This window comes from Patiriisocius marinus (assembly GCF_008974325.1).
Taxonomy (GTDB): Bacteria; Bacteroidota; Bacteroidia; order Flavobacteriales; family Flavobacteriaceae; genus Patiriisocius; species Patiriisocius marinus.
The window spans coordinates 977,381-999,166 of the sequence record NZ_BKCG01000001.1 but is presented as its reverse complement, the minus strand read 5'-3'; the positions used below and the strand labels follow the sequence as shown (position 1 = coordinate 999,166).

Annotated in this window: 23 protein-coding genes; 8 read left to right on the top strand and 15 right to left on the bottom strand. The window is 33.5% G+C overall.

Annotated elements, in window-relative coordinates; genetic code table 11:
• Positions 1 to 137: 137 nt before the first annotated feature.
• The 5 genes from GBH57_RS04445 to GBH57_RS15975 all read left to right on the top strand — a co-directional run bounded on the left by GBH57_RS04445 (position 138) and on the right by GBH57_RS15975 (position 4,025).
• Positions 138 to 836 carry an SCO family protein gene (locus GBH57_RS04445; RefSeq protein WP_151672841.1) on the top strand — a complete coding sequence of 233 codons (699 nt, stop codon included), beginning with the start codon at positions 138 to 140 and terminating at the stop codon, positions 834 to 836.
• Between the two features lie 115 nt (positions 837 to 951).
• Positions 952 to 1,185, top strand: coding sequence for a FeoA family protein (locus GBH57_RS04440; protein WP_151672840.1), 234 nt, complete (start codon positions 952 to 954; stop codon positions 1,183 to 1,185).
• Between the two features lie 111 nt (positions 1,186 to 1,296).
• Complete coding sequence (gene feoB, locus GBH57_RS04435) at positions 1,297 to 3,396, top strand: ferrous iron transport protein B (RefSeq protein WP_151672839.1); 2,100 nt, start codon at positions 1,297 to 1,299, stop codon at positions 3,394 to 3,396.
• Between the two features lie 7 nt (positions 3,397 to 3,403).
• Entirely contained in the window at positions 3,404 to 3,862 is a 459-nt protein-coding gene (locus tag GBH57_RS04430) for a hypothetical protein (protein ID WP_151672838.1), read from the top strand.
• Between the two features lies 1 nt (position 3,863).
• The gene (locus GBH57_RS15975) at positions 3,864 to 4,025 is read left to right on the top strand and encodes a hypothetical protein (RefSeq protein WP_161596064.1); all 162 of its coding nucleotides are present in this window, start codon (positions 3,864 to 3,866) and stop codon (positions 4,023 to 4,025) included.
• A 1-nt stretch (position 4,026) separates the two neighbouring features.
• Here GBH57_RS15975 and GBH57_RS04425 read toward each other — a convergent pair whose 3' ends face one another.
• From GBH57_RS04425 to GBH57_RS04390, 8 genes are all read right to left on the bottom strand, one after another.
• Complete coding sequence (locus tag GBH57_RS04425) at positions 4,027 to 4,431, bottom strand: hypothetical protein (RefSeq protein WP_151672837.1); 405 nt, start codon at positions 4,429 to 4,431, stop codon at positions 4,027 to 4,029.
• A gap of 44 nt (positions 4,432 to 4,475) precedes the next feature.
• The gene (locus GBH57_RS04420; RefSeq protein ID WP_151672836.1) at positions 4,476 to 5,636 is read right to left on the bottom strand and encodes a metal ABC transporter permease; all 1,161 of its coding nucleotides are present in this window, start codon (positions 5,634 to 5,636) and stop codon (positions 4,476 to 4,478) included.
• A complete protein-coding gene (locus GBH57_RS04415) occupies positions 5,629 to 6,753 on the bottom strand; it encodes a metal ABC transporter permease (RefSeq protein ID WP_151672835.1) in 1,125 nt (374 codons plus the stop codon). The genes GBH57_RS04420 and GBH57_RS04415 overlap by 8 nt, the downstream gene beginning before the upstream one ends.
• Before the next feature lie 40 nt (positions 6,754 to 6,793).
• Complete coding sequence (locus tag GBH57_RS04410; RefSeq protein WP_151672834.1) at positions 6,794 to 7,531, bottom strand: metal ABC transporter ATP-binding protein; 738 nt, start codon at positions 7,529 to 7,531, stop codon at positions 6,794 to 6,796.
• A gap of 36 nt (positions 7,532 to 7,567) precedes the next feature.
• On the bottom strand, positions 7,568 to 8,473 hold the full coding sequence (locus tag GBH57_RS04405) for a metal ABC transporter solute-binding protein, Zn/Mn family (protein WP_151672833.1): 906 nt from the start codon (positions 8,471 to 8,473) through the stop codon (positions 7,568 to 7,570).
• 5 nt (positions 8,474 to 8,478) lie between these two features.
• Positions 8,479 to 9,258 carry a transporter gene (locus GBH57_RS04400; protein ID WP_151672832.1) on the bottom strand — a complete coding sequence of 260 codons (780 nt, stop codon included), beginning with the start codon at positions 9,256 to 9,258 and terminating at the stop codon, positions 8,479 to 8,481.
• A gap of 9 nt (positions 9,259 to 9,267) precedes the next feature.
• On the bottom strand, positions 9,268 to 9,924 hold the full coding sequence (locus GBH57_RS04395) for a metal-dependent transcriptional regulator (protein ID WP_151672831.1): 657 nt from the start codon (positions 9,922 to 9,924) through the stop codon (positions 9,268 to 9,270).
• 181 nt (positions 9,925 to 10,105) lie between these two features.
• A complete protein-coding gene (locus GBH57_RS04390) occupies positions 10,106 to 10,867 on the bottom strand; it encodes a TerB family tellurite resistance protein (protein ID WP_151672830.1) in 762 nt (253 codons plus the stop codon).
• 190 nt (positions 10,868 to 11,057) lie between these two features.
• Here GBH57_RS04390 and GBH57_RS04385 point away from each other — a divergent pair, with 190 nt between their 5' ends.
• Together GBH57_RS04385 and GBH57_RS04380 are read left to right on the top strand one after the other, a co-directional pair.
• Complete coding sequence (locus GBH57_RS04385; protein ID WP_151672829.1) at positions 11,058 to 11,468, top strand: BrxA/BrxB family bacilliredoxin; 411 nt, start codon at positions 11,058 to 11,060, stop codon at positions 11,466 to 11,468.
• 129 nt (positions 11,469 to 11,597) lie between these two features.
• Positions 11,598 to 12,347 (top strand): lysophospholipid acyltransferase family protein, encoded by a 750-nt coding sequence (locus GBH57_RS04380; protein WP_151672828.1) that lies wholly within the window; start codon positions 11,598 to 11,600, stop codon positions 12,345 to 12,347.
• 5 nt (positions 12,348 to 12,352) lie between these two features.
• Here the strand turns inward: GBH57_RS04380 and GBH57_RS04375 are convergent, their stop codons facing one another.
• Positions 12,353 to 14,032: a DUF2135 domain-containing protein gene (locus tag GBH57_RS04375; protein WP_151672827.1), complete on the bottom strand. Its 1,680-nt coding sequence runs from the start codon at positions 14,030 to 14,032 to the stop codon at positions 12,353 to 12,355.
• Positions 14,033 to 14,168: 136 nt separating this feature from the next.
• Between GBH57_RS04375 and GBH57_RS04370 the strand changes: the two genes are divergently transcribed.
• Positions 14,169 to 14,837 carry an HD domain-containing protein gene (locus GBH57_RS04370; protein WP_151672826.1) on the top strand — a complete coding sequence of 223 codons (669 nt, stop codon included), beginning with the start codon at positions 14,169 to 14,171 and terminating at the stop codon, positions 14,835 to 14,837.
• A 10-nt stretch (positions 14,838 to 14,847) separates the two neighbouring features.
• On the opposite strand, the gene GBH57_RS04365 is transcribed toward GBH57_RS04370, so the two are convergent.
• The 6 genes from GBH57_RS04365 to GBH57_RS04340 all read right to left on the bottom strand — a co-directional run bounded on the left by GBH57_RS04365 (position 14,848) and on the right by GBH57_RS04340 (position 21,749).
• The gene (locus tag GBH57_RS04365) at positions 14,848 to 15,711 is read right to left on the bottom strand and encodes a TraB/GumN family protein (protein ID WP_151672825.1); all 864 of its coding nucleotides are present in this window, start codon (positions 15,709 to 15,711) and stop codon (positions 14,848 to 14,850) included.
• A gap of 492 nt (positions 15,712 to 16,203) precedes the next feature.
• Positions 16,204 to 16,623 carry a hypothetical protein gene (locus GBH57_RS04360; RefSeq protein ID WP_151672824.1) on the bottom strand — a complete coding sequence of 140 codons (420 nt, stop codon included), beginning with the start codon at positions 16,621 to 16,623 and terminating at the stop codon, positions 16,204 to 16,206.
• A 320-nt stretch (positions 16,624 to 16,943) separates the two neighbouring features.
• Positions 16,944 to 18,659: an AraC family transcriptional regulator gene (locus GBH57_RS04355; RefSeq protein WP_151672823.1), complete on the bottom strand. Its 1,716-nt coding sequence runs from the start codon at positions 18,657 to 18,659 to the stop codon at positions 16,944 to 16,946.
• 137 nt (positions 18,660 to 18,796) lie between these two features.
• A complete protein-coding gene (locus tag GBH57_RS04350; protein WP_151672822.1) occupies positions 18,797 to 19,417 on the bottom strand; it encodes a TMEM175 family protein in 621 nt (206 codons plus the stop codon).
• Positions 19,418 to 19,429: 12 nt separating this feature from the next.
• Complete coding sequence (locus GBH57_RS04345; RefSeq protein WP_151672821.1) at positions 19,430 to 20,212, bottom strand: enoyl-CoA hydratase/isomerase family protein; 783 nt, start codon at positions 20,210 to 20,212, stop codon at positions 19,430 to 19,432.
• A gap of 121 nt (positions 20,213 to 20,333) precedes the next feature.
• A complete protein-coding gene (locus GBH57_RS04340) occupies positions 20,334 to 21,749 on the bottom strand; it encodes a sensor histidine kinase (protein ID WP_151672820.1) in 1,416 nt (471 codons plus the stop codon).
• Between the last annotated feature and the right edge of the window lie 37 nt (positions 21,750 to 21,786).

The following is a 21,786-nucleotide window of genomic DNA, read 5'->3' as shown; positions in this document are numbered from 1 at the left end:
GATTAGGGTAAAAAAATATGATTTCAGCTATGGCAAAGCCGAAATATTAACAGCATTCAACCACGTTAATAATCATTTAGATAGTAATTTTGTAATCCTATTTATAACCATTAATCGTTCACTAATTCTACATAAAAATGGTACAGTTTTTTTCTAAATATAAATTTCTTGCAATTGTTCTAGGAGTGCTTTCAGTTATAATTATTTCGGCTATATACTCTGTTTTAAACCCAGCAGAAACGTTACCTGTTTACGCTCCTTCTAAAGTAAATGCCGAAATGGTAGATCCTTCCATTCAGCATAAAAAGAAATACCACACAGTAGCAGATTTTAGTTTGACGAACCAAAACGGACAAACAATCACACAAGAGGATTATAAGGATAAGATATATGTAGCAGATTTTTTCTTTACTACTTGCCAAACCATCTGTCCTATAATGACAGATAATATGGTGACAATTCAATCTAAAATTGTAAATAATCCAGAAGTAAAGCTTTTGTCGCACACGGTAACTCCAGAAATTGATACCGTTGCACAACTTAAAAAATATGCAATAGAAAAAGGTGTGGACGACTCAAAATGGAATTTAGTTACAGGCGATAAACTTACCATCTACAACCTTGCAAGAAAACAATATCTCGCTGCAAAAGAAAACCCTGAAGATCCACTAGGATTAGTTCACACTGAAAATTTTGTTCTTGTAGACAAACAAAAACGTATTCGAGGTTTTTACGATGGAACACTCGAAGAAGAAATCGATAGACTATTACATGATATTGATGTTTTGCAAAATGAAGGTAAAAAAACAGCCTTCTTCGGACTTGTCAAGTATTAATTTGCAAAAATTTAACATACAAGTACTTCACTACATTCATTCTTACTACTTGAAAATTCAAAATTCTGAATTAAATCACTTACTTTTGCTTGTTTAAAATCAATCTAAATAACAAATGATTACAATTGCATCTTTGAAAAAAGGACAACGTGGCATAATCAAGGAATTTTCAGTGGACGTTGTGCCTTTGAAATTACTTGAGATGGGATGCCTTCCTGGCAATGAAGTAGCACTTGTACAGACAGCACCATTTCAAGATCCATTATATCTTAACATAAATGGTAGTCATCTTGCAATTCGAAAAGAAACTGCAGCACAAATAAGGATTGAAATTATTGAAAATGAGTAATTAGCAAAGATTTTTAAATCTGAACTATATAAGTAATAGAGCAAGACACAATACATCACTGCTTTTAGCAGATAAAAATAGCTTTGCCAGTTAATTGAGCAAAGCCAAAGTATGGCTAAACAATTCAACGTTGCATTAATAGGAAATCCAAACACAGGAAAGACCTCTGTCTTCAATCAATTGACTGGACTAAACCAGCAAGTGGGTAATTATCCCGGTATCACGGTTGAAAAAAAACAAGGAGTTTGTAAATTAGCTCGTGGTGTAAAAGCACACATTTTAGATCTCCCAGGAACCTACAGTCTTAATGCATCATCCTTAGATGAAAATGTGGTAATTGAGCTTTTGCTTAATAAAAACGACAAAGATTTTCCAGAAGTTGCCGTAGTTATTACCGATGTTGAAAACCTTAAAAGAAACTTACTTCTATTTACCCAAATTAAAGATCTTGGTATTCCTACAATCCTAGCCGTTAATATGGCAGATAGGATGAAACGTAAAGCTATTTCGCTAGATATTGAACTTTTAGAAGAGCGACTAGAAACTAAAATAGCTCTTATCAGTTCACGTAAAAACGAAGGTTTTGACTACTTAAAAGAACTTATTACTAACTACAAAACATTATCTGTAAAGCCTTGTTTAAATGCATCGGTAATTGCTCCAGAATATTTTGACAGACTTCGAAAAGCATTCCCTAATCAGGATTTATACAAACTGTGGTTAGTAATTACGCAAGATGTTAACTTTGGTAAACTTGACCGCCAAGAAATGAGTAGCGTTGCTTCATTTAAAACCGAAAGCATCTCTAACCTTAAACGTCTTCAGCAAAAAGAAACCATTGCAAGGTATCAATTTATAAATGGTGTATTAAAAGAAACACTCACTATAGACACTGCAAATGCTAAAGATTTAAGAAGCAGATTAGATAGAGTGTTAATGCATAAAGTATGGGGTTATGTAATTTTTATTGCAATACTTATGCTAATATTCCAGGCTATTTTCGACTGGAGTAGTTACCCAATGGATTTAATTGATAGCACATTTGCTTCTTTTGGGGAATGGACAAAAAACAATATGCCTGCAGGTGATTTCACAAACTTAATTGCTGAAGGTATTATTCCAGGATTGGGTGGAATTGTTATTTTCATTCCGCAAATTGCTTTTCTATTTCTGTTTATTTCCATTTTAGAAGAAAGTGGATATATGAGTAGAGTGGTATTTTTAATGGACAGAGTGATGCGCCGTTTTGGACTTTCAGGAAAATCGGTTGTTCCACTTATTGCAGGTACTGCCTGTGCAATTCCAGCAATTATGGCTACTCGTAATATTGAAAACTGGAAAGAACGATTAATTACAATTTTAGTAACGCCATTTACAACTTGCTCTGCAAGACTTCCCGTTTACTTAATAATAATAGCATTAGTAATTCCTGACCAACGCGTATTAGGAATATTTAGCTTACAGGCTTTAACGCTAATGTTTTTGTATTTATTAGGTTTTGGAGCAGCTATATTCTCTGCATATTTATTAGATAAAGTGCTAAAAATAAAAAGCAAAACGTTTTTTGTTGTTGAAATGCCCAACTACAAATTACCCTTATTTAAAAATGTTGCAATAACAGTTATTGAAAAAACAAAATCATTTGTTGTAGGTGCAGGTAAAATTATCCTTGCAATTTCAATTATTCTATGGGTACTTGCATCATACGGACCTGGAAACTTTAATAAGGCTTCGGAAATTGTCCAGAAACAAGAAATTGCGAATAACCTTACCCAAGTTGAACTTGATCAAAAAATAGCTTCTTTCAAATTAGAAAATAGTTACATAGGTCATATTGGTAAAGCAATTGAACCTGCAGTTAGACCTTTAGGATATGACTGGAAAATAGGAATTGCACTTGTAAGTTCATTTGCAGCTCGTGAAGTTTTTGTTGGAACTCTTGCCACAATTTACAGTGTAGGAAGCGACGAAGAAGAAACAATTAAAAACAGAATGGCAGCAGAGATCAACCCAGCAAATGGAAAACCACTATTTAATTTTGCCAGTGGAGTTTCATTATTATTATTCTATGCCTTTGCAATGCAATGTATGAGTACACTTGCTATTGTAAAACGTGAAACAAATAGTTGGAAATGGCCTATGTGGCAATTATTTGTAATGAGTGCTATTGCATATGTTGTAGCCCTTGGAGCTTACCAATTTTTAAAATAATAGGACTATGAAAAATGTTTTTAAAATTTCGGCTTTGCTATTACTAATGCTTGTTATTTCTTGTGGAAATGATGACGATACTAATTGTGAAGATACCATCGTGAATTTGACAAGTATAGAAACTGAATACGGCTGCACGAACACACCATATCAGCTCGATGTAAATCTACAAGACGATTTTACAATACTGAGTTCTCAAGATGCTTTTGAAGCATTAACAGAAAGTGAATGTAATCCATTAATAGATTTTGAAACTTACGATTTAATTATTGGTAAGCAAGGATTATCAAATGGTTTCGACTCAATTGTATATCAAGCTGTGGAGGATTGTAATACAAATTCGGTGTCACTAACAGTAACCTTTACACTTAACGCAACAGCCGAGGCGCCAAATGTGACGTATCACGTTTTAGTGCCAAAATTAATTAACCCACAAGGAACAACTGTGGAAATAATAATCAATTAATATGATACAAGGAATTTTAGTTTTTATCACATTTATTATTGCTGTAGGATATGTCCTTAACAAATTTATAATCGCACCTATTATCGAAAAGAAAAAGGTGCTTCCAAACACCTTAGATGGTGGTAAAACAAAATGTGGTAGCTCTAATTGTGGCTGTCACTAAACTACTCAATCTCTTTTGGACTTGCTGAAATAAGCAACTCATAAACCATTGTGTTTTTAGTAGCAGATGTAGGATACGGCGATAATTTTACGGCACGATAAAGATGAGTATCTGTCTCTAATAAAACATGCTGTTTACTATTCTGAAATGTTATAACCTTTGAACTAATTGCTTCTCCATTTATTTCAATATCTACTGAAACTTTCGCTCTTCCTGCCCACACACAAGTAACATCACTTGGACATCTTGAATCTTCTAAAATTTCGGTTAAAGAAAAAGCAACATTATCTAATTGCACTGTTTCGCCTAAAGGAACTTTAAAAGCAATAGTAGGTACCTCAACAGATTTTTGGGCAAAGCCGAAACTTGAAAGAAAAATAAACGCTAGTGTAAAAATGTATTTCATAATTGATGTTTCTATAATGACTGTAAAAACTATGCCGAGTTTCATTAACCTCTAAATAAGAAGAAGTCTTCCTTAAGGTGTTCTATTTTTTCATCCTTATTGGTAATGATATAGTCAAGGGCTGTTTCTGTGAAATTTTTTCCTTTTTCAGTTAAACTCACTAGCTCTTTTTCAACCGAAATCATATTGTTTTTTAAAGCAAGATCGACTACAGTATTCGCTCTTATTTTTTGCCAATTAATATGCTCTCTTAAGTGGTTAATGTGGCGTTCTTCCTCTTCCGTATGATTATTTAAATGCAACAGAAAAGTTAATAATGAAACTTCTGTGCGTTGTTGTTTTTGTCGATACATTACGGATATAAGCCCTTTACTTGGTGCAAATAAGTACACTAATAAAAAAACAAAACCTAACATAGTTGATATTGAACCCGCAATAGATGCATCAAGCCAGTGCGCTAACCAATACCCAGAAATCGCTGAAAAGATTCCGAAGAAAATTGACAGAAACAGCATCCTCTTAAGCTCTGATGTTAATAAATAAGCTGTCGCAGCTGGCGCTATCATTAAAGCTACTACTAATATTGCACCTACTGCTTCAAAAGCTCCAACCACTGTAATAGATGATATAGTCATTAGCCCATAATGTAAAACTACAGGCGAAAAACCTAATGCTGAAGATAGCCCTATATCAAACGTACTTACTTTCAATTCCTTAAAAAACAACAATAATAATGTAATTGTAATTAACAATATTACACCCATAATCCATAGCGATTTGGGTCCCATGTCTACACCACTCATTATCAATCTATCAAAAGGAGCAAATGCTAATTCTCCAAGCAAAACAGCATCGACATCGAGATGTACATCGTTTGCGTTTTTGGCAATTAATATAACTCCAATACTAAACAATGCAGGGAATACTAACCCAATTGCAGTATCTTCTTTAACTAGTCCAGTTTTTTGAATTCGTTCTACCAACACTACAGTAATAACTCCTGAAAGAGCCGCAAGGATAATTAATAATGGCGAATTTAAATCTTGTGTTATGAAAAAACCCAATACAATACCTGGTAAAATAGAATGGCTAATTGCATCACTAATTAGTGCCATTTTACGCAATACCAAGAATACCCCTGGAATTGCACAAGCCACTGCTACAACAGCTGCAATAATTTGGATTTCTATTTGTGGACTACTCATCATCACTACTTTTATTGAACATATTTTCTGCTTCGTCAAAGCCTTTTTGCGTTAAGGCCCATTCTTGTCCAGTTATTGTTATCCACTTTTTTTCTTCAATTTCACGAATTGTCTTTTTTGTGAATCCTTGAAAATTATTTAATATTTTAATTGAGTGAGGGTGAGAAACATTCTCGTGAGTTTTAGCTATACCAAACATCATTTGCAATGTTTTTTTAAGTTCCAACTCTCTTCTATTTTTTCTGAAACGCAATTGACGAAATAAAATCCCTCTACCTGGAGAAAATATAAACGAGAACGCTACAAAAACACTCGCTACTAAAACTATAACCGGTCCTGTAGACAGGTTATTCTGTGTTGCACTAATAGCTGTTCCGAAAACTCCAGAAAATGCACCAAACACAGCCGCGAGAAACACCATGACACTTAATTTATTTGTCCATTGACGCGCTGCTGCTGCTGGCGCTAGAAGCATTGCACTCATTAATACAACTCCCACTGTTTGTAATCCAAGCACAATTGCTAAAACTATAAAAAAGGTGATTGTAATGTCAATAAATCGTGTGTTGAATCCTAAAGTTTTAGTGTAATCCGCATCAAAGAGCATCAGTTTAAACTCCTTCCAAAAAAGTAATAGAATAATTAATGCTAATCCTGTTACAAAGGTCATTAACCAAACGTCACTTACCACTAGTGTTGCTGCTTGACCAAATAAATACTTGTCAAGTCCTGCTTGATTTGCATTTGGTTGTTTCTGAATATAGGTTAATAATAACATCCCAAAACCGAAAAACAAAGACAGTACAAGACCTAATGCCGTATCACTTTTTAAGTGCGTTTTAGTAGTCATTCCTTTAATCCAAAAAGTACCAATTAGTCCACTTATTAGTGCACCAAGTAATAATACATTTGTGTCTTTTGCTCCGGTAATTAGAAATGCAATAGCAATTCCAGGCAAAGCTGCGTGCGATATTGCATCTCCAAGTAGGCTTTGTTTTCTCAACACCGCAAAACTTCCAAGCATACCACAAATAGCTCCCAATACCGCAGTGCCTAACGTAATTGTACGTAAGGTATAGTCTGTAAAAAGAAGTTGAAAGTATTCAGTAATTGTCATTTGTTCAGCTAATCATATTTTAAAAGGTATCATATTTCGATTATTTACTTACCGCTACTTTATAATTGATACCGTATGTTTTAGTTAAGTTATCATCATTAAATATATCCTTCACAGGACCTGTTGCTATTTTTTTGACATTTAAAAAAGTAACCCAATCAAAATATTCTGGTACCGTCTGTAAATCGTGATGCACTACAACTACGGTCTTACCTGCTTTTCTTAATTCCTTTAAAATATTGATGATGGCTATTTCGGTGGTTGCATCTACTCCTTGAAATGGTTCATCCATAAAATAGATAGATGCATTTTGGACTAATGCTCTTGCTAAGAAAACACGTTGTTGTTGCCCACCACTTAACTGACTAATTTGTCTGTTTTTAAATGCCAACATTCCTACTTTTTCTAATGCTTCTAAGGATGCCTTTTTCTCTTTTGCTCCGGGTCTTTTTATCCACCCCAAACTTCCATAAGTTCCCATCATTACCACATCAATAGCAGTGGTAGGAAAATCCCAATCTACACTTCCTTTTTGAGGTACATAGGCAACTAATTTACGTTGTTTTGCATAAGGCTTATCATAGATAGTTACACTTCCTGCAATAGGGTCAATAATACCTAATATCGATTTAATAAGCGTTGATTTTCCTGCACCATTGGGACCTACTATGGCCATTAATACACCTTCAGGAACTATAAGATCAATATCCCACAGAACTGGCTTATAATTATAAGCAACCGTTAAATCATCAACTTGTATGGCTATCTTTTGATTCATATATCACATTTCCGCGTATGCGAAAATCATTTTTAATTATTTCAATGCATTCACAATTGTATTGACATTAGATTTAAACATCCCTATGTATGTTCCCTCTTCTGTTCCAGTATTTCCTAAAGCATCACTAAAAAGAGAACCGCCTATTGTTACTTCATGGTTTTTATACAAAACAGCTGCTTGCAGCGCTTCAATTGTTCTACGCGGAACCGAACTTTCTACAAAGATTGCTTTTACTTTATTTTCGATTATAAAATCTGATAAACGCTGTACGTCCTGAACTCCTGCTTCAGTTGCTGTAGACAAACCTTGTAAGCCTACCACATTAAATCCATAGGATTTTCCAAAATAATTAAACGCATCATGTGCCGTTACTAAAATTCTTTTTTCTTCAGGCAATGTGGCAATTGTTGCAGTAACCTCCGTTTCTAAAGCATCTAATTTAGCAAGGTATGCTTTTTCATTTGCAATATAATTTACCGAATTTACTGGGTCTTTTTTAGACAACTGCTCAGTAACAGTCATAGCAAACTGCTTGAAAAACTGAATATTAAACCATACATGTGGATCATAGTTTGAAGCAAAATACTCCGAACCTATTAATTGATCCTTCGGAAGTGATTCTCCTAAAGCAATGGTAGTTTTAGTTTGTTCCATCTTCTCAAAAACTTCTACAAGTTTCCCTTCTAAATGCAATCCATTATAGAAAATAATATCTGCATTATACAGTTTTGCTACATCACCTTCACTTGCTTTATATAAATGGGGATCAACTCCAGCACCCATTAAACCTTGTAATTCTATAAAATCTCCACCAATATTTTTAACAATATCAGTTATCATGGATGTAGTTGCAACTATTTTCAACTTCCCTGTATCCTCCGTCTCGTTTTTACAGCTCACTAATGCAATAAGCATTATTAGTAGTGTTATCTTTTTCATATTTTTTAATTTGGTAATCGCACACTTACTCCTGTGCTTAATAATAAATCCTGTCCTTCTGTAATGCTTTTCCCTATCGTAGCATCTAATTGTATATTTGGTTTTATAGAATATGTTAATCCTGCATCCCAAAAATGGTTTGCCTGACTGTTTTCTGGCAAATCACCATAAACCTCAGCATAAACTCCAATTTTTTTTGAAACACTATAACCATAGCTCAAGGTATAGACATATGCTAACTCTCGAGAGTCATTACCCCACTGTGCACCCAAATTATAACCAATACTAGATTTTTCAGAAAGTATATGAGCGAAAGAAAATCTAAAATCGGCTCCTGTTGTTTCTGGTTTATAATCTTCTCCCGCGGTAAATGGCAAATACAAATGACCTAAAATACCTATTTCTGGTACCCATCCTTTTTCTTCTAAAACTGCTATTTTAAAACCAAACAGCAAAGGCGAAAAACCACTGGCTACATCATCACTCTCAACATCATTAATACTAAAACGTGTTTCTTCAAAGTTAACACCAAGTCGTAATTCAAAGTTATCTAATAATCCGTATCGAAATAACGAAGTGTTATACCCTACAGTTTCAGTTTTAATAGTATTCTCTTCAAATGAATTGTAATATGCTCCAGTTTCTAATTGCAAAAATCCTTTTGGGACTGGTGTAGGTGATTCTGTTGCATCTGGACGATCTGTAATCATCTCTGGAGTTTCCTCTTGAGCAAGTACCTGAAAGCCTGTAAATAATAAAGTTAAAATTGTAAAAGTCTTTTTCATTCAAATCATTTATGTGGTTTGAATGTATAAGTTTTCAGCTATTTGTTTAGAGATAAAAAACTGATCTCGTCCTACTTGAATAACCATGGAACCATCAAAAAATTCTTTCCCTTTAACCGAAATTTTCGTACCGATACTAATGTTCTTTTTATCTAAATATTGTAAATACTCAGGGCTAGTTTCTTTCACTCCAACACAGACGCCATTTTGATTTTTCTTTAATTCAGACAATAACTTTTTCTCTGTTTTCTTAAAGTTTCCTTTTGCATCAGGGATTGGATCACCGTGTGGATCAAATGCAGGACTTCCTAAAAAAGCATCTAAGCGTTTTATTAATTCCTCACTTTGAACGTGTTCTAATTGCTCGGCAATTTCGTGTACTTCGTCCCAATGAAATTTAAGCTTGTCTACAAGAAAAACTTCCCAAAGGCGGTGTTTCCTAATAATATTTGCTGCAATAATTTCACCATCTGCAGTAAGTTTTGCGCCTTTATACTTTCGGTAAGAGAGCACTTTTTTATCAGCTAGCTTCTGCACCATGTCAGTTACAGACGATGGTTTTGTTTCCATCATATCTGCAATAGCATTTGTACTTACTTCTTTACCAACTTCTTGCTGTAAATGGTAAATAGATTTTATATAATTTTCTTCTGCTAATGAATACATAGAGACAAAAGTAAAACTATTTTTTGAAGTATAGTGATTTAATTTTTAGCCTAGGCTAAAAATTAAGACTTAAGCAACTAAAAAATAGAAGATTACACTTCTATTTTGAATCGAAAATAAATTATTTAGCTGCTTTAATAATAGTAATAAGACATCTTTCTGAATGAAAAGCTAGAAAATTTTAGAAACCTCTTTCTTTTTGTAATTGCTCGTAAGCTTCTTGCACAGATCTAAATTTTACCTCCGCTCCTTGACGATATGCTTCATCCATATCAACTAGTTTATCTGGGTGGTATTTTTTAACCATTGTACGGTATGCCTTTTTAATTTCGGCATCTGTTGCAGTTCTATCTATTTCTAAAATACGGTATGCACTGTCAGGATTTTTAAAGAACATTGCTTTAATGCTATTAAAGTCTGCCATCTGAATAGAAAGATATCCGGCTATTTGCTGTATTACATTCACTTCAGAAGTTGAAACAGTTCCATCTGCATTTGCAATGCTAAAGAGAAAATGTAAAATCTGTAATCTAGATTCATAACGGGTTCTTGCACGAAGCATCATCCCTATTCTTTGAGCGTCGATATCACGTTTTTTAATAACATCGTTAAATACTTTAAAAGTAGCATTCGCTCGTTCTTTGCCATATGCCTGAACAAAATATTGACGAACATAGTCTAATTCGCTTTGACTCACTTTACCGTCAGCTTTTATCACAAAAGAGGCAAGTGAAAGTAAATTTAACTCAAAATCTGCAGGAGATACGGTGCTTCCACGTTGAGTTTGCTGTCTAAAAATTTCACCCATTCCGCCGCCACCTTTGGTACGTTGTCCTTTTGAACCATTCATTTGATCAATCATACTTCCTAAGAAAAACCCTGCAATTGCTCCTGGAAATCGATACACTAAATAGCCTATAATGGCCCCTACAATACTAAACATAAATTAAATTTACTGTTGTGTTACAAAGATAAGTAAAGCTTTCTGCTGAAATGTTACAACATTAATAAATTGGGCTTAATCTTAAATAAGAGTTAAAGGTCTAATTTCAAATTTACACTGTAAGTTTCCCACTCCATATTTGACTATCTTTGTATAGATATAGATTACAAATACTTAAAATTAATATATTATGTATCCAGCAGAATTAGTAAAACCAATGCGTGAAGATCTTACAGCAATTGGTTTTGAAGAATTACATACAGCAGACGATGTAGCAAATGCTATGAAGAGAGAAGGAACTACTTTAGTAGTAGTAAATTCTGTTTGTGGTTGTGCTGCAGCAAATGCTCGCCCAGGTGCAAGAATGGCTTTACAAAACGCTAAAACTCCAGATCACTTAGTAACTGTTTTTGCAGGTGTTGATCGTGAAGCAGTTGATGCGGCTAGAGCACAAATGGTACCATTCCCACCTAGCTCACCATCAATGGCATTGTTTAGAAATGGTGAATTAGTACATATGCTTGAGCGTCATCACATTGAAGGTCGTCCAGCTGATATGATTGCCGAAAACTTAAAAGGTGCTTTTAACGAGAACTGCTAGTTTTTGACAACAACGACACTACGTATTAATAAAATACTGTAGCTATTATTCCATTTTGTAATTGGTTTCATCTAATTACAAAATGGAATTTTTTACTTTTGACCCCTATTATAGGATTAAAGACTTTTAATGAATAAGCTATTAAAAATACTATACTATCCCATTTCAGCACTTTTTTACCTTTGTTTTGGGTTTGCAATTGTAGTATTCCACCCCATACAATGGATTTGTTTTAATGTTTTTGGGTATAAAGCACATAAGGACTCTGTTGATATATTAAATTGGTTCTTGTTACGCTGTTTAAATATATTAGGCACTCGTTTCAGTTTTAAAATAACAGGAGAAATACCAAAAGGTGTTCCACTCATTATCGTCTCTAATCATCAAAGTATGTGGGACATTCCTCCTATTATTTGGTATTTAAGAAAACTACACCCTGCATTTGTTTCAAAGAAAGAACTTGGTAAAGGAATTCCTTCTATTTCGTATAATCTACGACACGGGATGTCAGTTTTAATTGACCGAAAAAAACCAGAGGAGGCAACCGAAAAGATAATACGTATTGGAAAATACGCACAAGAAACTAGTAGAAGTGTAGTGATTTTTCCTGAAGGAACCCGTAGCAGAGACTGGAATCCAAAGCCTTTTAAGGTTCGTGGTTTACTTACGCTGTTAGAGCAAATGCCAGATGCTTACATACTTCCTATAAGTGTAAATAATTCATGGAAACTTCAGCGATATGGGATGTTTCCTATGCCACTTGGTGTTCATCTAAAGCATCTTGTTCATCCTGCAATTAAAGTTTCGGCATATGCCAACCATACTGAATTAATAGCTAAAGTTGAAAAACTTATCGCAGAACACGTTACTGAGAAATAAATAAATCAGTCGTTGATAAAAGTGTCAATAGTAACTTTGTCATTAATTGTAAATAAAGGAATTACTTTAATAGTTTTTGTTTCAGAAGGCAAACCATAGTCTTGGAAAATAGTATATTTCATATACGTTGGGTTTTTAGACTGCTCCATTTCAAAGTATTGTAAATTCACTAACCACTTTCCTGTTTTAGCATCATCGATAATTTGTTCTTTAACAGCATATCCAGACTTCACCTCATCTTCAAGTTGTTTTTGATTACTAAACTTTGTATGGCTCCACGCAAAAAACTTATTATCAGGACTTACATATTGCATATCAAAATCTACTGGCGCATCTGTCCATTCAACCACAATACGGATATCTTGTTTATACCCAACGGTTAACATTTCATTAGGCAATGTTTTATAAGGCACTTTCAATTTATGAAATGCTAACAAGTGTCTAAATTCATTATACGCTAATTCCTGAATACCGGTACAATCCACATTTGGGATTTTATTATACACAATTTGATAAAATAGGGTAAATGCTGTTTCATAATCTCCCGCAGCCTCACAAGCTAAAGCTAAATCACGATACGCTTGTGCACTGTCTGGTCGCAAAGCTAAAATCCGGTTATAGATGCTCACTACTTTTTTAAACTCTCCACGCTCCTCAAGTTTATACGCGTAAGCTTTTAATGCTTTTGGATTGTTTTTAGCCATTTTGGCGATATTCGTTAAAATCTCTAACGAGTATTCTTTATCCCATCGTTTAAAGTAATCTGAAGATTCCATATAAAAAGGAACTGAGTTTCCTGCAGAAGTTTTTTTCTTCGATAAAAATAAATTGTTTGCTTCTTCGAAAGTTGTTGATTTTTCAAGTTCAACTAAAAAATTACTTTTGGAATTATAGTTTTCTATTAATTGCAAATTCTCTACATATTCATTGCCTTTGACCTGAAGAGATTTTACTTTTTCTTTTACCGAAATTTTACCCCCACCACCTACTTTGGTCGTAATTAAAATCATTCCCCCTGCTCCCAATTGACCATATCGAAGCGTGGAATTTAAGGACTTTAATAATTTAATTGAGGTAATAGCTGAAGGGTCAATTGAAGCTAAAACACTTTGATCGAAAACAGCCCCATCAACCGAAACCCCAGGAGGAGCCGATGTAATACTTTTATTTTTTGTAAACAAGACTGATTGCCCTAAACCTGCAGTACCATACACTTCAACCCCTGGCATTTTTCGCAATAATTCGAAAGTATTTACGTCTGAAGGTAAAATATCATCCTCAGTTAGCTCTTGACCCACGGAGTACCCAAGGGCTTTTTTATTCTGTTTCCCGTAAGCCGTTTCTACAAGCTCTTCTTTTTCTTTAACCTTTCCAACTAAGAGTACTTCTTCTAAAAGTTCCGCATCCCTTTGTAAAGAAATATTCATTATCTGCCCTCTATTAATTGAAACTTCTTTGTATTCTAAACCGAAGTAAAAAACTTCCAGAACATTATCATCATCAGAAACTTTTAGTGAGAATTTTCCATCTTTATCTGTTACAGTTTCATTAAAAGAGTTTTTAACCGATACTGTTGCGCCTTGAATTTTATTATTCTCAGCAGTTACAACTCCTGTAATAGTTTGTTCTTGACCATAACTAATACCGATGGCACATAAGGAAATAAAAAGTAAAAAATGTTTCATAATAAATAATGAATATGTATTTCGAGTTAGTAGCTTTTAGCTATATAATGTTTCAATAAAACAATACTTTATTTGAAATTTATCCTCTTTTAATATTGCTACTTTTACATACTATAAACGATTTAATTTCTCAAATATGACAATTTTCTCTTCTGAAATATTAAAGATTATTGAAAATACAAAACGATTTGTACAACAGGAACTCGCTGATGCTGAGGGAGGACACGATTGGTTTCATATTGATCGGGTGTATAAAAATGCCTTACTTATTTCTAAAGAAGAAGATGTTGACATAACCGTTGTTGCTCTTGGAGCATTGCTTCACGATATTGCAGATTCTAAATTTCACGGAGGCGATGATAGCGTGGGACCCAAAAAGGCAGCCCGGTTTTTAAACACCCAGCACATTTCAGAAGAAATTATTGATCACGTTATTCAAATTATTGCGAACGTTTCATTTAAAGGAGGGAATGCAATTAAAACATTTCACTCTAAAGAATTAGAAGTTGTACAAGATGCAGATCGACTAGATGCTCTAGGAGCAATTGGTATTACAAGAACGTTTAATTATGGCGGTTTTAAAAACAGAAAAATTTACGACCCAAATATTAAACCTCAATTAAACATGACTCCAGAACAATACAAAAAATCGACTGCTCCTACACTCAATCACTTTTACGAAAAATTATTACTTTTAAAAGACAAAATGAATACTAAAACTGGCAAAAAAATTGCCCAAGAACGCCACCAATTTATGGAGCAATTTCTTGAGCAGTTTTATAGTGAATGGAAAGGTGAGTGTTAATTTTAATAAATTAATCTAGGACAGGGCTAACCTTATATCCTGCTTCTCTCAATAAATTAATGACTCCTTTTTCACCTCCTAAATGCCCTGCTCCTACACCGTAAAAAACTGATTGATCTTTAGAGTAGCTTCCTATTTGAGGTATCCAGTTCGCATTACGAGTATGTAACATGTCATCCATTTGCCCTTCATTTGTGAAGTATCCATCCATGTAATTGTATAACCCATCAATATCCTCTGTGGTGTAGTGCTCAATCATCTCATTAAACATATTTCCCATAGCATCTTTTTCTTCTAAAAGCTTAACTACTTCGTCTAATTGAATGTCATAAGGTTGCTTGTCAAAAACGCCCATTTGATACTCAATAGTTTCTAACCCTTTAATCTCTTTTTGTTGTGCTGTAGCTAAAGCTATTAATGAAGCTTCATAACTAGCAAGGTCTTTCCCCATATAACCCATCATTACCATAGAACTCACCATAAGCGGCTTAAAAGTTTTAAATTGATCTAACCCAGCCCCTAATTTTCCTTTTAAATAGGTGTCAATAAGTACGTACTCATCTTTATCCATATATTCTACCAATGTTGTTCCTTCTGGCATAGCCGAATGCTTCATCATTTCAGATTGCATGGATGGGTCGTCCATATCTAGTTCAAGTACCATTAATTCACTGATAGCTAATGCGTTTTTTACTTTATCTTTTAAAATGAAACTCTCTTTAGGAATCATATGAAATGTTCCAAATACATACGAAGTTTTGATTCCTTTACCTTCTACTTTCCATAGTAGACTGTTGTCATTCTGTTGTGCTTTTACGTTAAAAACTGTTACCAATAAAAGTACTAGTGCAAGTGTGTTTCTTAGATTTTTCATAATGTTATATTTAATATGTTAGTTTAAAAAAAATAGTGCAATGTTGATTGTGAATTCTATAATTGTGTTCATAATATGCTATTTAAAAAATTGCTTTTATTAATAAGTAAATTGTTATTCCTACTACGATTCCGATTCCAAATTTTATTAACTGAATCTTATTATTTGTATTTGCTGTTTTCATAATTAATGATGATTTAAGTGAATGTAAAGTGATAAATAGGTAATGCTTATTAATGAAAATCCTACTATCCATTGTATGGGTTTATTTTCAGTTTTTTTCATAATTCTATTTTTTTGATCTTTCAGATATTTGTTTTGCAAACACGTAAAACAAACAAGCTATTAGCAATGTAAACCAAGGTCGTATTTGGTTAATCTCATAAGTGCCGTCAGTTTTGTTCGCTATAATTAATTCACTTCCAACAAACAGGAATACAATAGCTGCAATGGCGAGATTTATAATTTTTCTATTGGTAACATTCATAATTACTATAATTGAAGTTTTCCATTTCTAATTACAGCTGTTTCATTAGCATCACCATTAGTGAAGTTTAATTCTACAACATCTAGTTTCTCATAACCTTCAATTTCATTTTGTAATAATTGATTTAATCGTTCTGCTTCTTTTTCTACCGTAGTACTATGATTACAGTTATCTAAAGTGAATGTTACTTGGTCTCCAGTCACTCCTTCTTTGCGATTAAACTGTAATCCATATGCTACGTGATCAATTTGAATAGACTCACAATCACAGTTTTTCTTTAAAGTTTTAGCAACCGCTCCTGTAGTTCCTGAATGCGATTGATATCCTGAATACATCCCCATACAAAATGGAATGGCTAATACTAAAGCAAGACCTCCAATAACGATTTTAATACTGTTGTTTGTATTGTTTTTTTGAGTTTTCATATATGTGGTTTTTAAGTTTCCCGATTAGTTTCGAGGTGGAACAATTGATTTGTTTCGATGGAACAAACTTCTGGCTTAAAAACACTATATAAAAAGAAAGCCTGCCCATTTTTAGAAAAATAGGGCAGACTTTAAATCTTGCTAGACACTTATTCTATTGAGCTAAGCGATTTTATTCGGAAATTTTAAAAACTAAAAATAGGTCTTCCCTAAATTTATAAATTTGGGTTTAAATCCAATTTTTTTGTAGATAAAATGGGTTTAAAGAATTAAAAAAGTATTTAAAATATCAACGTATATGTTATTCAAAAGCAAATTAATTAAGTAATGTTTTTAATATTCTTAATATAGAAAGATGGGTTTAGTCCCGTATCTTTTTTAAAGTATCTAGTAAAGCTATCTGCACTTTTATAACCTACTTCTTCCGCAATTGCTTGGATGGAAAATGACCTAAAGAACACATCATTTTTCAATCTAACAATTGCATAATTAATACGCAGATCATTAATATATGTATTGAAGTTTTTACCGTAATGTGAGTTTATTACCTTAGATAAATACGAGGTATTTGTATTTATTTTCTTCGCTACATTGTATGAGTTACATTCTTGCTTTAAGAAATATTCTTTCTCCTCAAGTTTTTTAAGTCCGTCAAGTATTTGCTTTGTTACCTCAGCAGAAACATCACTAGAAGCTTTTTCCTCGAGCACCTCATCCTTAGTATCAATTATTTCAGCTGGAGTAGTAGCGGCATTTATTTTAGCTAACAGGGCTTCAAACTTAACTTCATTAGCTTTTTTGGTTTTGTAAAATTTCAGCAAATAAAACAACAATACTATAATTACAATTGATGCTCCTAAAAGCACAAAAATTAAGTAGTTAGTTCGGGTTTCTTTTTCTTCTTGTAGCTGTGCTAGTTCATTTTGGAAACTTTCAAATTCTAGTGCTCTACTATTACGTTGAATAGAATCTTGTACTTGGCCAAATTGCTCAGTAGTAGTTACATGCTTTTGAAAATAAAAGTTAGCTTTTTTGTAATCTCCCAATTCCTTGTACGAGTCTGCTAAAACCATATAATAATCGTCCATAAATGACTCAGCTGTTTCACTAACCTCATAGGTTTCTAGAGCACCTTCCATGTGTTTAATGGCATTGTTATAGTCACCTTGTTTGTAAGCTAATTTCGCATAACTACCTCTAATTAATAGGCTGTCAAATTTTGTTATTGGTAGACAATATTTGCTAGCATAGTCTAGACTTTTTTTAGCATTTGTATAATCTCCCGTTAATATTTCGGCTCCGCCAAGCATAATATAAAGTGCCTTTGTCATGCACGTATCTTGCTTTTCTAGTGATTTCTGTAATGCTTTTCTTGTGTAATATGCGCTTGAGTCTCCATTTTTCATTTTGAAATATGAATCTCCAATCATCAATTCAGTAATCATAACCTTTTTCTCCCACGCGTCTAATTGCTCTCCTTCTTGTGGGTTGCGAAGTAATTCGTTTAGTTGCTTTTTATATTTTGAAACAAAGGCATCACTATCTCCTCCTATTGATTCAATAAAATCAATGGACATCATTGCTTGTTTTTTCAACTCTTCGTCACCAGACTTTTCAGCAATCGCTACAAGTACCTTGTTTGCATCCATGGCTTTTTGTACGTTACCCGCTAACAAATACGACGATCCTGCTAATTGATAAGCCCTAGTTTTAATAGGTTCTAACTCGTGTGTTTTTACAAATGCCAAAAGCTTATCCATTTCCTTCGCACTGTTTACAGCGTCTTGGTGCTGTAAATAAACTAAAGAAAGAGCGTGTATGCCTTCGGCTTCACGAAGGAGTTCTTTTTCGTTTTGTGCTTTATTGATGTAGTACCTTGAAATAGAAAGTGCTATCGTGCTATCTTTCGATACGTATTTTTGTAGAATTTCTGTAAGTTGGATATAGTTTTTACCTGCTAAAGTATCCTTTTGACCAAAAGCATTTGAAACAATGGTAAGGTTAAAAATCAGGAAGAATTTAAAAAAGTGTTTCATAAAAGCGCCTTGATTTTTTTGTGTTCTATAGTAGAAAACCAAAGATAACAATTAATAAAAATGGAAGCTTAATCTATTGTTTTAAAAACAACTAATATATATTATTCTGAAATGTTCTTTCCAAAACATCCTATATGCTAGGAAGCTTTTTTGAATTTATTGTTGTAATATATTTTCGCTACAAATTGAACTAAAAATATAACTGGTATAAAAAATTTAACCCAAATACTATCCCATAAAATTGAAAGAATCATTAATAATAACCAAAACAATACTGCCCAAAGAGCTCTAAAACTTAGCCATTGAGCGTCTATAGGGTCTAATTGAATCTTCGCTCTCTTTAAAACAATACGTGTAATTAAATATAGAAATAAGCCTATAAAAACGAGGTTCGCACAGTAAAAGGTAAAAGGTCCAGATGAATCAAAATTATCCACAAAAAACCCCGTAGAGAAAGGTAGCAACACCACAAACAACAATAACATAGTATTATAGCTAAGTAGTTTTTCATCAAACTCTTTTATATACCGAGAAATAAGCAGATAAAACTTCCAGTACAATGCTATCACCATAAAGCTTACAAAAAAGCCAATAAAATCTGGTACAAGATATTGTAATGAAGTACTAAAACCTGTTTCAGCATATTCATTATAAGATGGCATTTCAATATCTAACACTAAAAGCGTTATAGCAATCGAAAATACGGCATCAGTAAACGTAAAAACTCTCTCTTTCGGAAACGTATAATTTTTGAGCATACGTAAAGCTACTTATTTTCCCGGAAATACTGGCTTACGTTTATTTAAAAATGCTTGAGTTCCCTCTGTGAAGTCTTCTGTTCCAAAGCAATTTCCAAATTGTGAAATTTCACTTTCAAAACCATTTACTCCATCTTCAAAACCTGCATTAATTGCTGAAATGGCAGCACTAATAGCAACTGGAGAATTACGCATAATTTTAGAAGCTATTTTTTCGGCTAAAGGAATTAGCTCTTCTTGCGTTGCTACGTGATTTACTAAACCACTTTGTAAAGCTTGGCTTGCATCAATCATTCCAGCAGTCATTATCATCTCCATTGCACGCCCTTTCCCTACTAGTTGTGGTAAACGCTGCGTACCTCCATATCCTGGAATAACACCTAATGACACTTCTGGTAATCCTAATTTAGCATTATCGCTCGCGACTCTAAAATGTGCCGCCATAGCAAGTTCAAGTCCGCCACCAAGTGCAAAACCATTTACAGCAGCAATAACTGGAGTACTTAAGTTTGCTACAAAATCAAAAAGTTTTGCTTGTCCTTCTGCTGCTAATCTACCACCTTCTTCTACTGAGAAATTTGCAAATTCACTAATATCTGCACCTGCAACAAAAGCCTTTTCTCCACTTCCTGTGATGATAATTATTTTAGTGTCGTGGTTTTCATCTGCCTCTTTAAAAGCTTCGTGTAATTCCTGAATTGTTTCAGAATTTAAAGCGTTTAACTTAGAAGGACGGTTTATTGTAATAGTAGTAATACCGTTAGAAAAACTTGTAAGGATGTTATTATAGCTCATTATAGTAGGATTAAAAAACGCTAATCTGTTTACTGATTTTGCAAAAGCTACATCGTTTAAACAGAAAAGTGATAATGTTAATTATTGAATTAATTTACAGATTGTAAAATTACAGATTTCGTTACGAATGCTTCGGAAATTTGACAGTAAAAATAGTTTCTTCTTCCGGAATTGATGTAAATGAAATGGAACCATTATAAGTTTCAACTATAGATTTAACCATCGCTAAACCTAGACCCATTCCACTATTCTTTGTAGTAAATTTAGGTTCAAAAACCTTATCTCTGTTTTCTTCACCTATCCCTACTCCATTATCACAAACTTGAATATTTACCATTTCGGCTTCCGTAAAAAGCTTCACTAATATTCTAGGTTCATCAGGATTATTTTGATCAATAGCCTGTGTACTATTCTTTACAAGGTTTGTAATAACTCTAATAAGTTGAGTTCTGTCAAACGTCGCAATTATGTCTTCAGATTCCGCTTCAAAATAAATATAACGCTCATTAAAAATATCGAGTGCTAGCTTAATTATTTTCGCCACATTTAAGGTTTCATCTTTTTGAGCTGGCATTTGCGCATAATTAGAAAAGGCAGATGCAATAGAGCTCATAATATCTATTTGCTGAATTAACGTATTACTGTATTCATTAATTTTCTCGTGTATTTGCGGATCGTTTGGATCAAACTTACGTTGAAAACTTTGCACTGTTAATCGCATAGGTGTCAACGGGTTTTTAATTTCGTGAGCAACTTGTTTTGCCATCTCGCGCCACGCAGCTTCCCGTTCGTTAGCTGCAAGTTGTGCAGCACTCACTTCAAGCTCATCAATCATTCCGTTATAAGCTTTTACAAGATTTCCTATTTCCTCTGTAGTGCGTTCCACATTTATACGCTTATTTCGTTTATCTAAACGAGTGTCAATAATTTTTTGACTAATGGTATTTAGTGACTTTGTAATGTATTTTGAAAGAAAATAAGCAAGTGCAATTGCAATTCCTAACATAAAAAGATATGCTATCGCCAAGCGGGTTAAGCTCTCCTTTAATTCCTTTTTAATAAAACCATCATCCTCAATATAAGGTAAGTTTAAAATTGCTAAAGGTTTAAATGATTCGTCAACAATGTATGAGTATGCAGATTGGTAGTTTTGTTCTCTTTCACCAAATTCTTCAATATAACTCTTGTTTGCAGATAAATTTAATGCATTCATTACGTGGGCTGGCAAACACGTTTTAGTTGAATCTTTTACAAACGAAGCTTTCGAACGAATTAATAACGAACCTTCTAAATCATACAGGTAAATCTCTAAATTATGGATTCGCTTAATTTTATAAATCTCCTCTTTAAAAATTAGCGGAATATACTCTGTTTCTCTAGGGAATGTGGTTTCCTCAAGTACATATTCAATTTCGCGAGTAATACTCTCCTGCTTACGCTCTAGTCTATCGTGATGATAATCTACCGCCTCTTCACGATATTGAAATACTGTAACAACAGCAATCAATATCGAAGCTAAAACAACTAGTGCTAGCATTGATAAAAATATACGATTACGTAAAGACTGCGTGTAG

What these genes read in the sequence shown, in the direction of transcription:
- GBH57_RS04445 (WP_151672841.1), top strand. Translation starts at nt 138, where the DNA reads ATGGTACAGTTTTTTTCTAAATATAAATTTCTTGCAATTGTTCTAGGA.
- GBH57_RS04440 (WP_151672840.1), top strand. Translation starts at nt 952, where the DNA reads ATGATTACAATTGCATCTTTGAAAAAAGGACAACGTGGCATAATCAAG.
- feoB (WP_151672839.1), top strand. Translation starts at nt 1,297, where the DNA reads ATGGCTAAACAATTCAACGTTGCATTAATAGGAAATCCAAACACAGGA.
- GBH57_RS04430 (WP_151672838.1), top strand. Translation starts at nt 3,404, where the DNA reads ATGAAAAATGTTTTTAAAATTTCGGCTTTGCTATTACTAATGCTTGTT.
- GBH57_RS15975 (WP_161596064.1), top strand. Translation starts at nt 3,864, where the DNA reads ATGATACAAGGAATTTTAGTTTTTATCACATTTATTATTGCTGTAGGA.
- GBH57_RS04425 (WP_151672837.1), bottom strand. Translation starts at nt 4,431, where the DNA reads ATGAAATACATTTTTACACTAGCGTTTATTTTTCTTTCAAGTTTCGGC.
- GBH57_RS04420 (WP_151672836.1), bottom strand. Translation starts at nt 5,636, where the DNA reads ATGAGTAGTCCACAAATAGAAATCCAAATTATTGCAGCTGTTGTAGCA.
- GBH57_RS04415 (WP_151672835.1), bottom strand. Translation starts at nt 6,753, where the DNA reads ATGACAATTACTGAATACTTTCAACTTCTTTTTACAGACTATACCTTA.
- GBH57_RS04410 (WP_151672834.1), bottom strand. Translation starts at nt 7,531, where the DNA reads ATGAATCAAAAGATAGCCATACAAGTTGATGATTTAACGGTTGCTTAT.
- GBH57_RS04405 (WP_151672833.1), bottom strand. Translation starts at nt 8,473, where the DNA reads ATGAAAAAGATAACACTACTAATAATGCTTATTGCATTAGTGAGCTGT.
- GBH57_RS04400 (WP_151672832.1), bottom strand. Translation starts at nt 9,258, where the DNA reads ATGAAAAAGACTTTTACAATTTTAACTTTATTATTTACAGGCTTTCAG.
- GBH57_RS04395 (WP_151672831.1), bottom strand. Translation starts at nt 9,924, where the DNA reads ATGTATTCATTAGCAGAAGAAAATTATATAAAATCTATTTACCATTTA.
- GBH57_RS04390 (WP_151672830.1), bottom strand. Translation starts at nt 10,867, where the DNA reads ATGTTTAGTATTGTAGGGGCCATTATAGGCTATTTAGTGTATCGATTT.
- GBH57_RS04385 (WP_151672829.1), top strand. Translation starts at nt 11,058, where the DNA reads ATGTATCCAGCAGAATTAGTAAAACCAATGCGTGAAGATCTTACAGCA.
- GBH57_RS04380 (WP_151672828.1), top strand. Translation starts at nt 11,598, where the DNA reads ATGAATAAGCTATTAAAAATACTATACTATCCCATTTCAGCACTTTTT.
- GBH57_RS04375 (WP_151672827.1), bottom strand. Translation starts at nt 14,032, where the DNA reads ATGAAACATTTTTTACTTTTTATTTCCTTATGTGCCATCGGTATTAGT.
- GBH57_RS04370 (WP_151672826.1), top strand. Translation starts at nt 14,169, where the DNA reads ATGACAATTTTCTCTTCTGAAATATTAAAGATTATTGAAAATACAAAA.
- GBH57_RS04365 (WP_151672825.1), bottom strand. Translation starts at nt 15,711, where the DNA reads ATGAAAAATCTAAGAAACACACTTGCACTAGTACTTTTATTGGTAACA.
- GBH57_RS04360 (WP_151672824.1), bottom strand. Translation starts at nt 16,623, where the DNA reads ATGAAAACTCAAAAAAACAATACAAACAACAGTATTAAAATCGTTATT.
- GBH57_RS04355 (WP_151672823.1), bottom strand. Translation starts at nt 18,659, where the DNA reads ATGAAACACTTTTTTAAATTCTTCCTGATTTTTAACCTTACCATTGTT.
- GBH57_RS04350 (WP_151672822.1), bottom strand. Translation starts at nt 19,417, where the DNA reads ATGCTCAAAAATTATACGTTTCCGAAAGAGAGAGTTTTTACGTTTACT.
- GBH57_RS04345 (WP_151672821.1), bottom strand. Translation starts at nt 20,212, where the DNA reads ATGAGCTATAATAACATCCTTACAAGTTTTTCTAACGGTATTACTACT.
- GBH57_RS04340 (WP_151672820.1), bottom strand. Translation starts at nt 21,749, where the DNA reads ATGCTAGCACTAGTTGTTTTAGCTTCGATATTGATTGCTGTTGTTACA.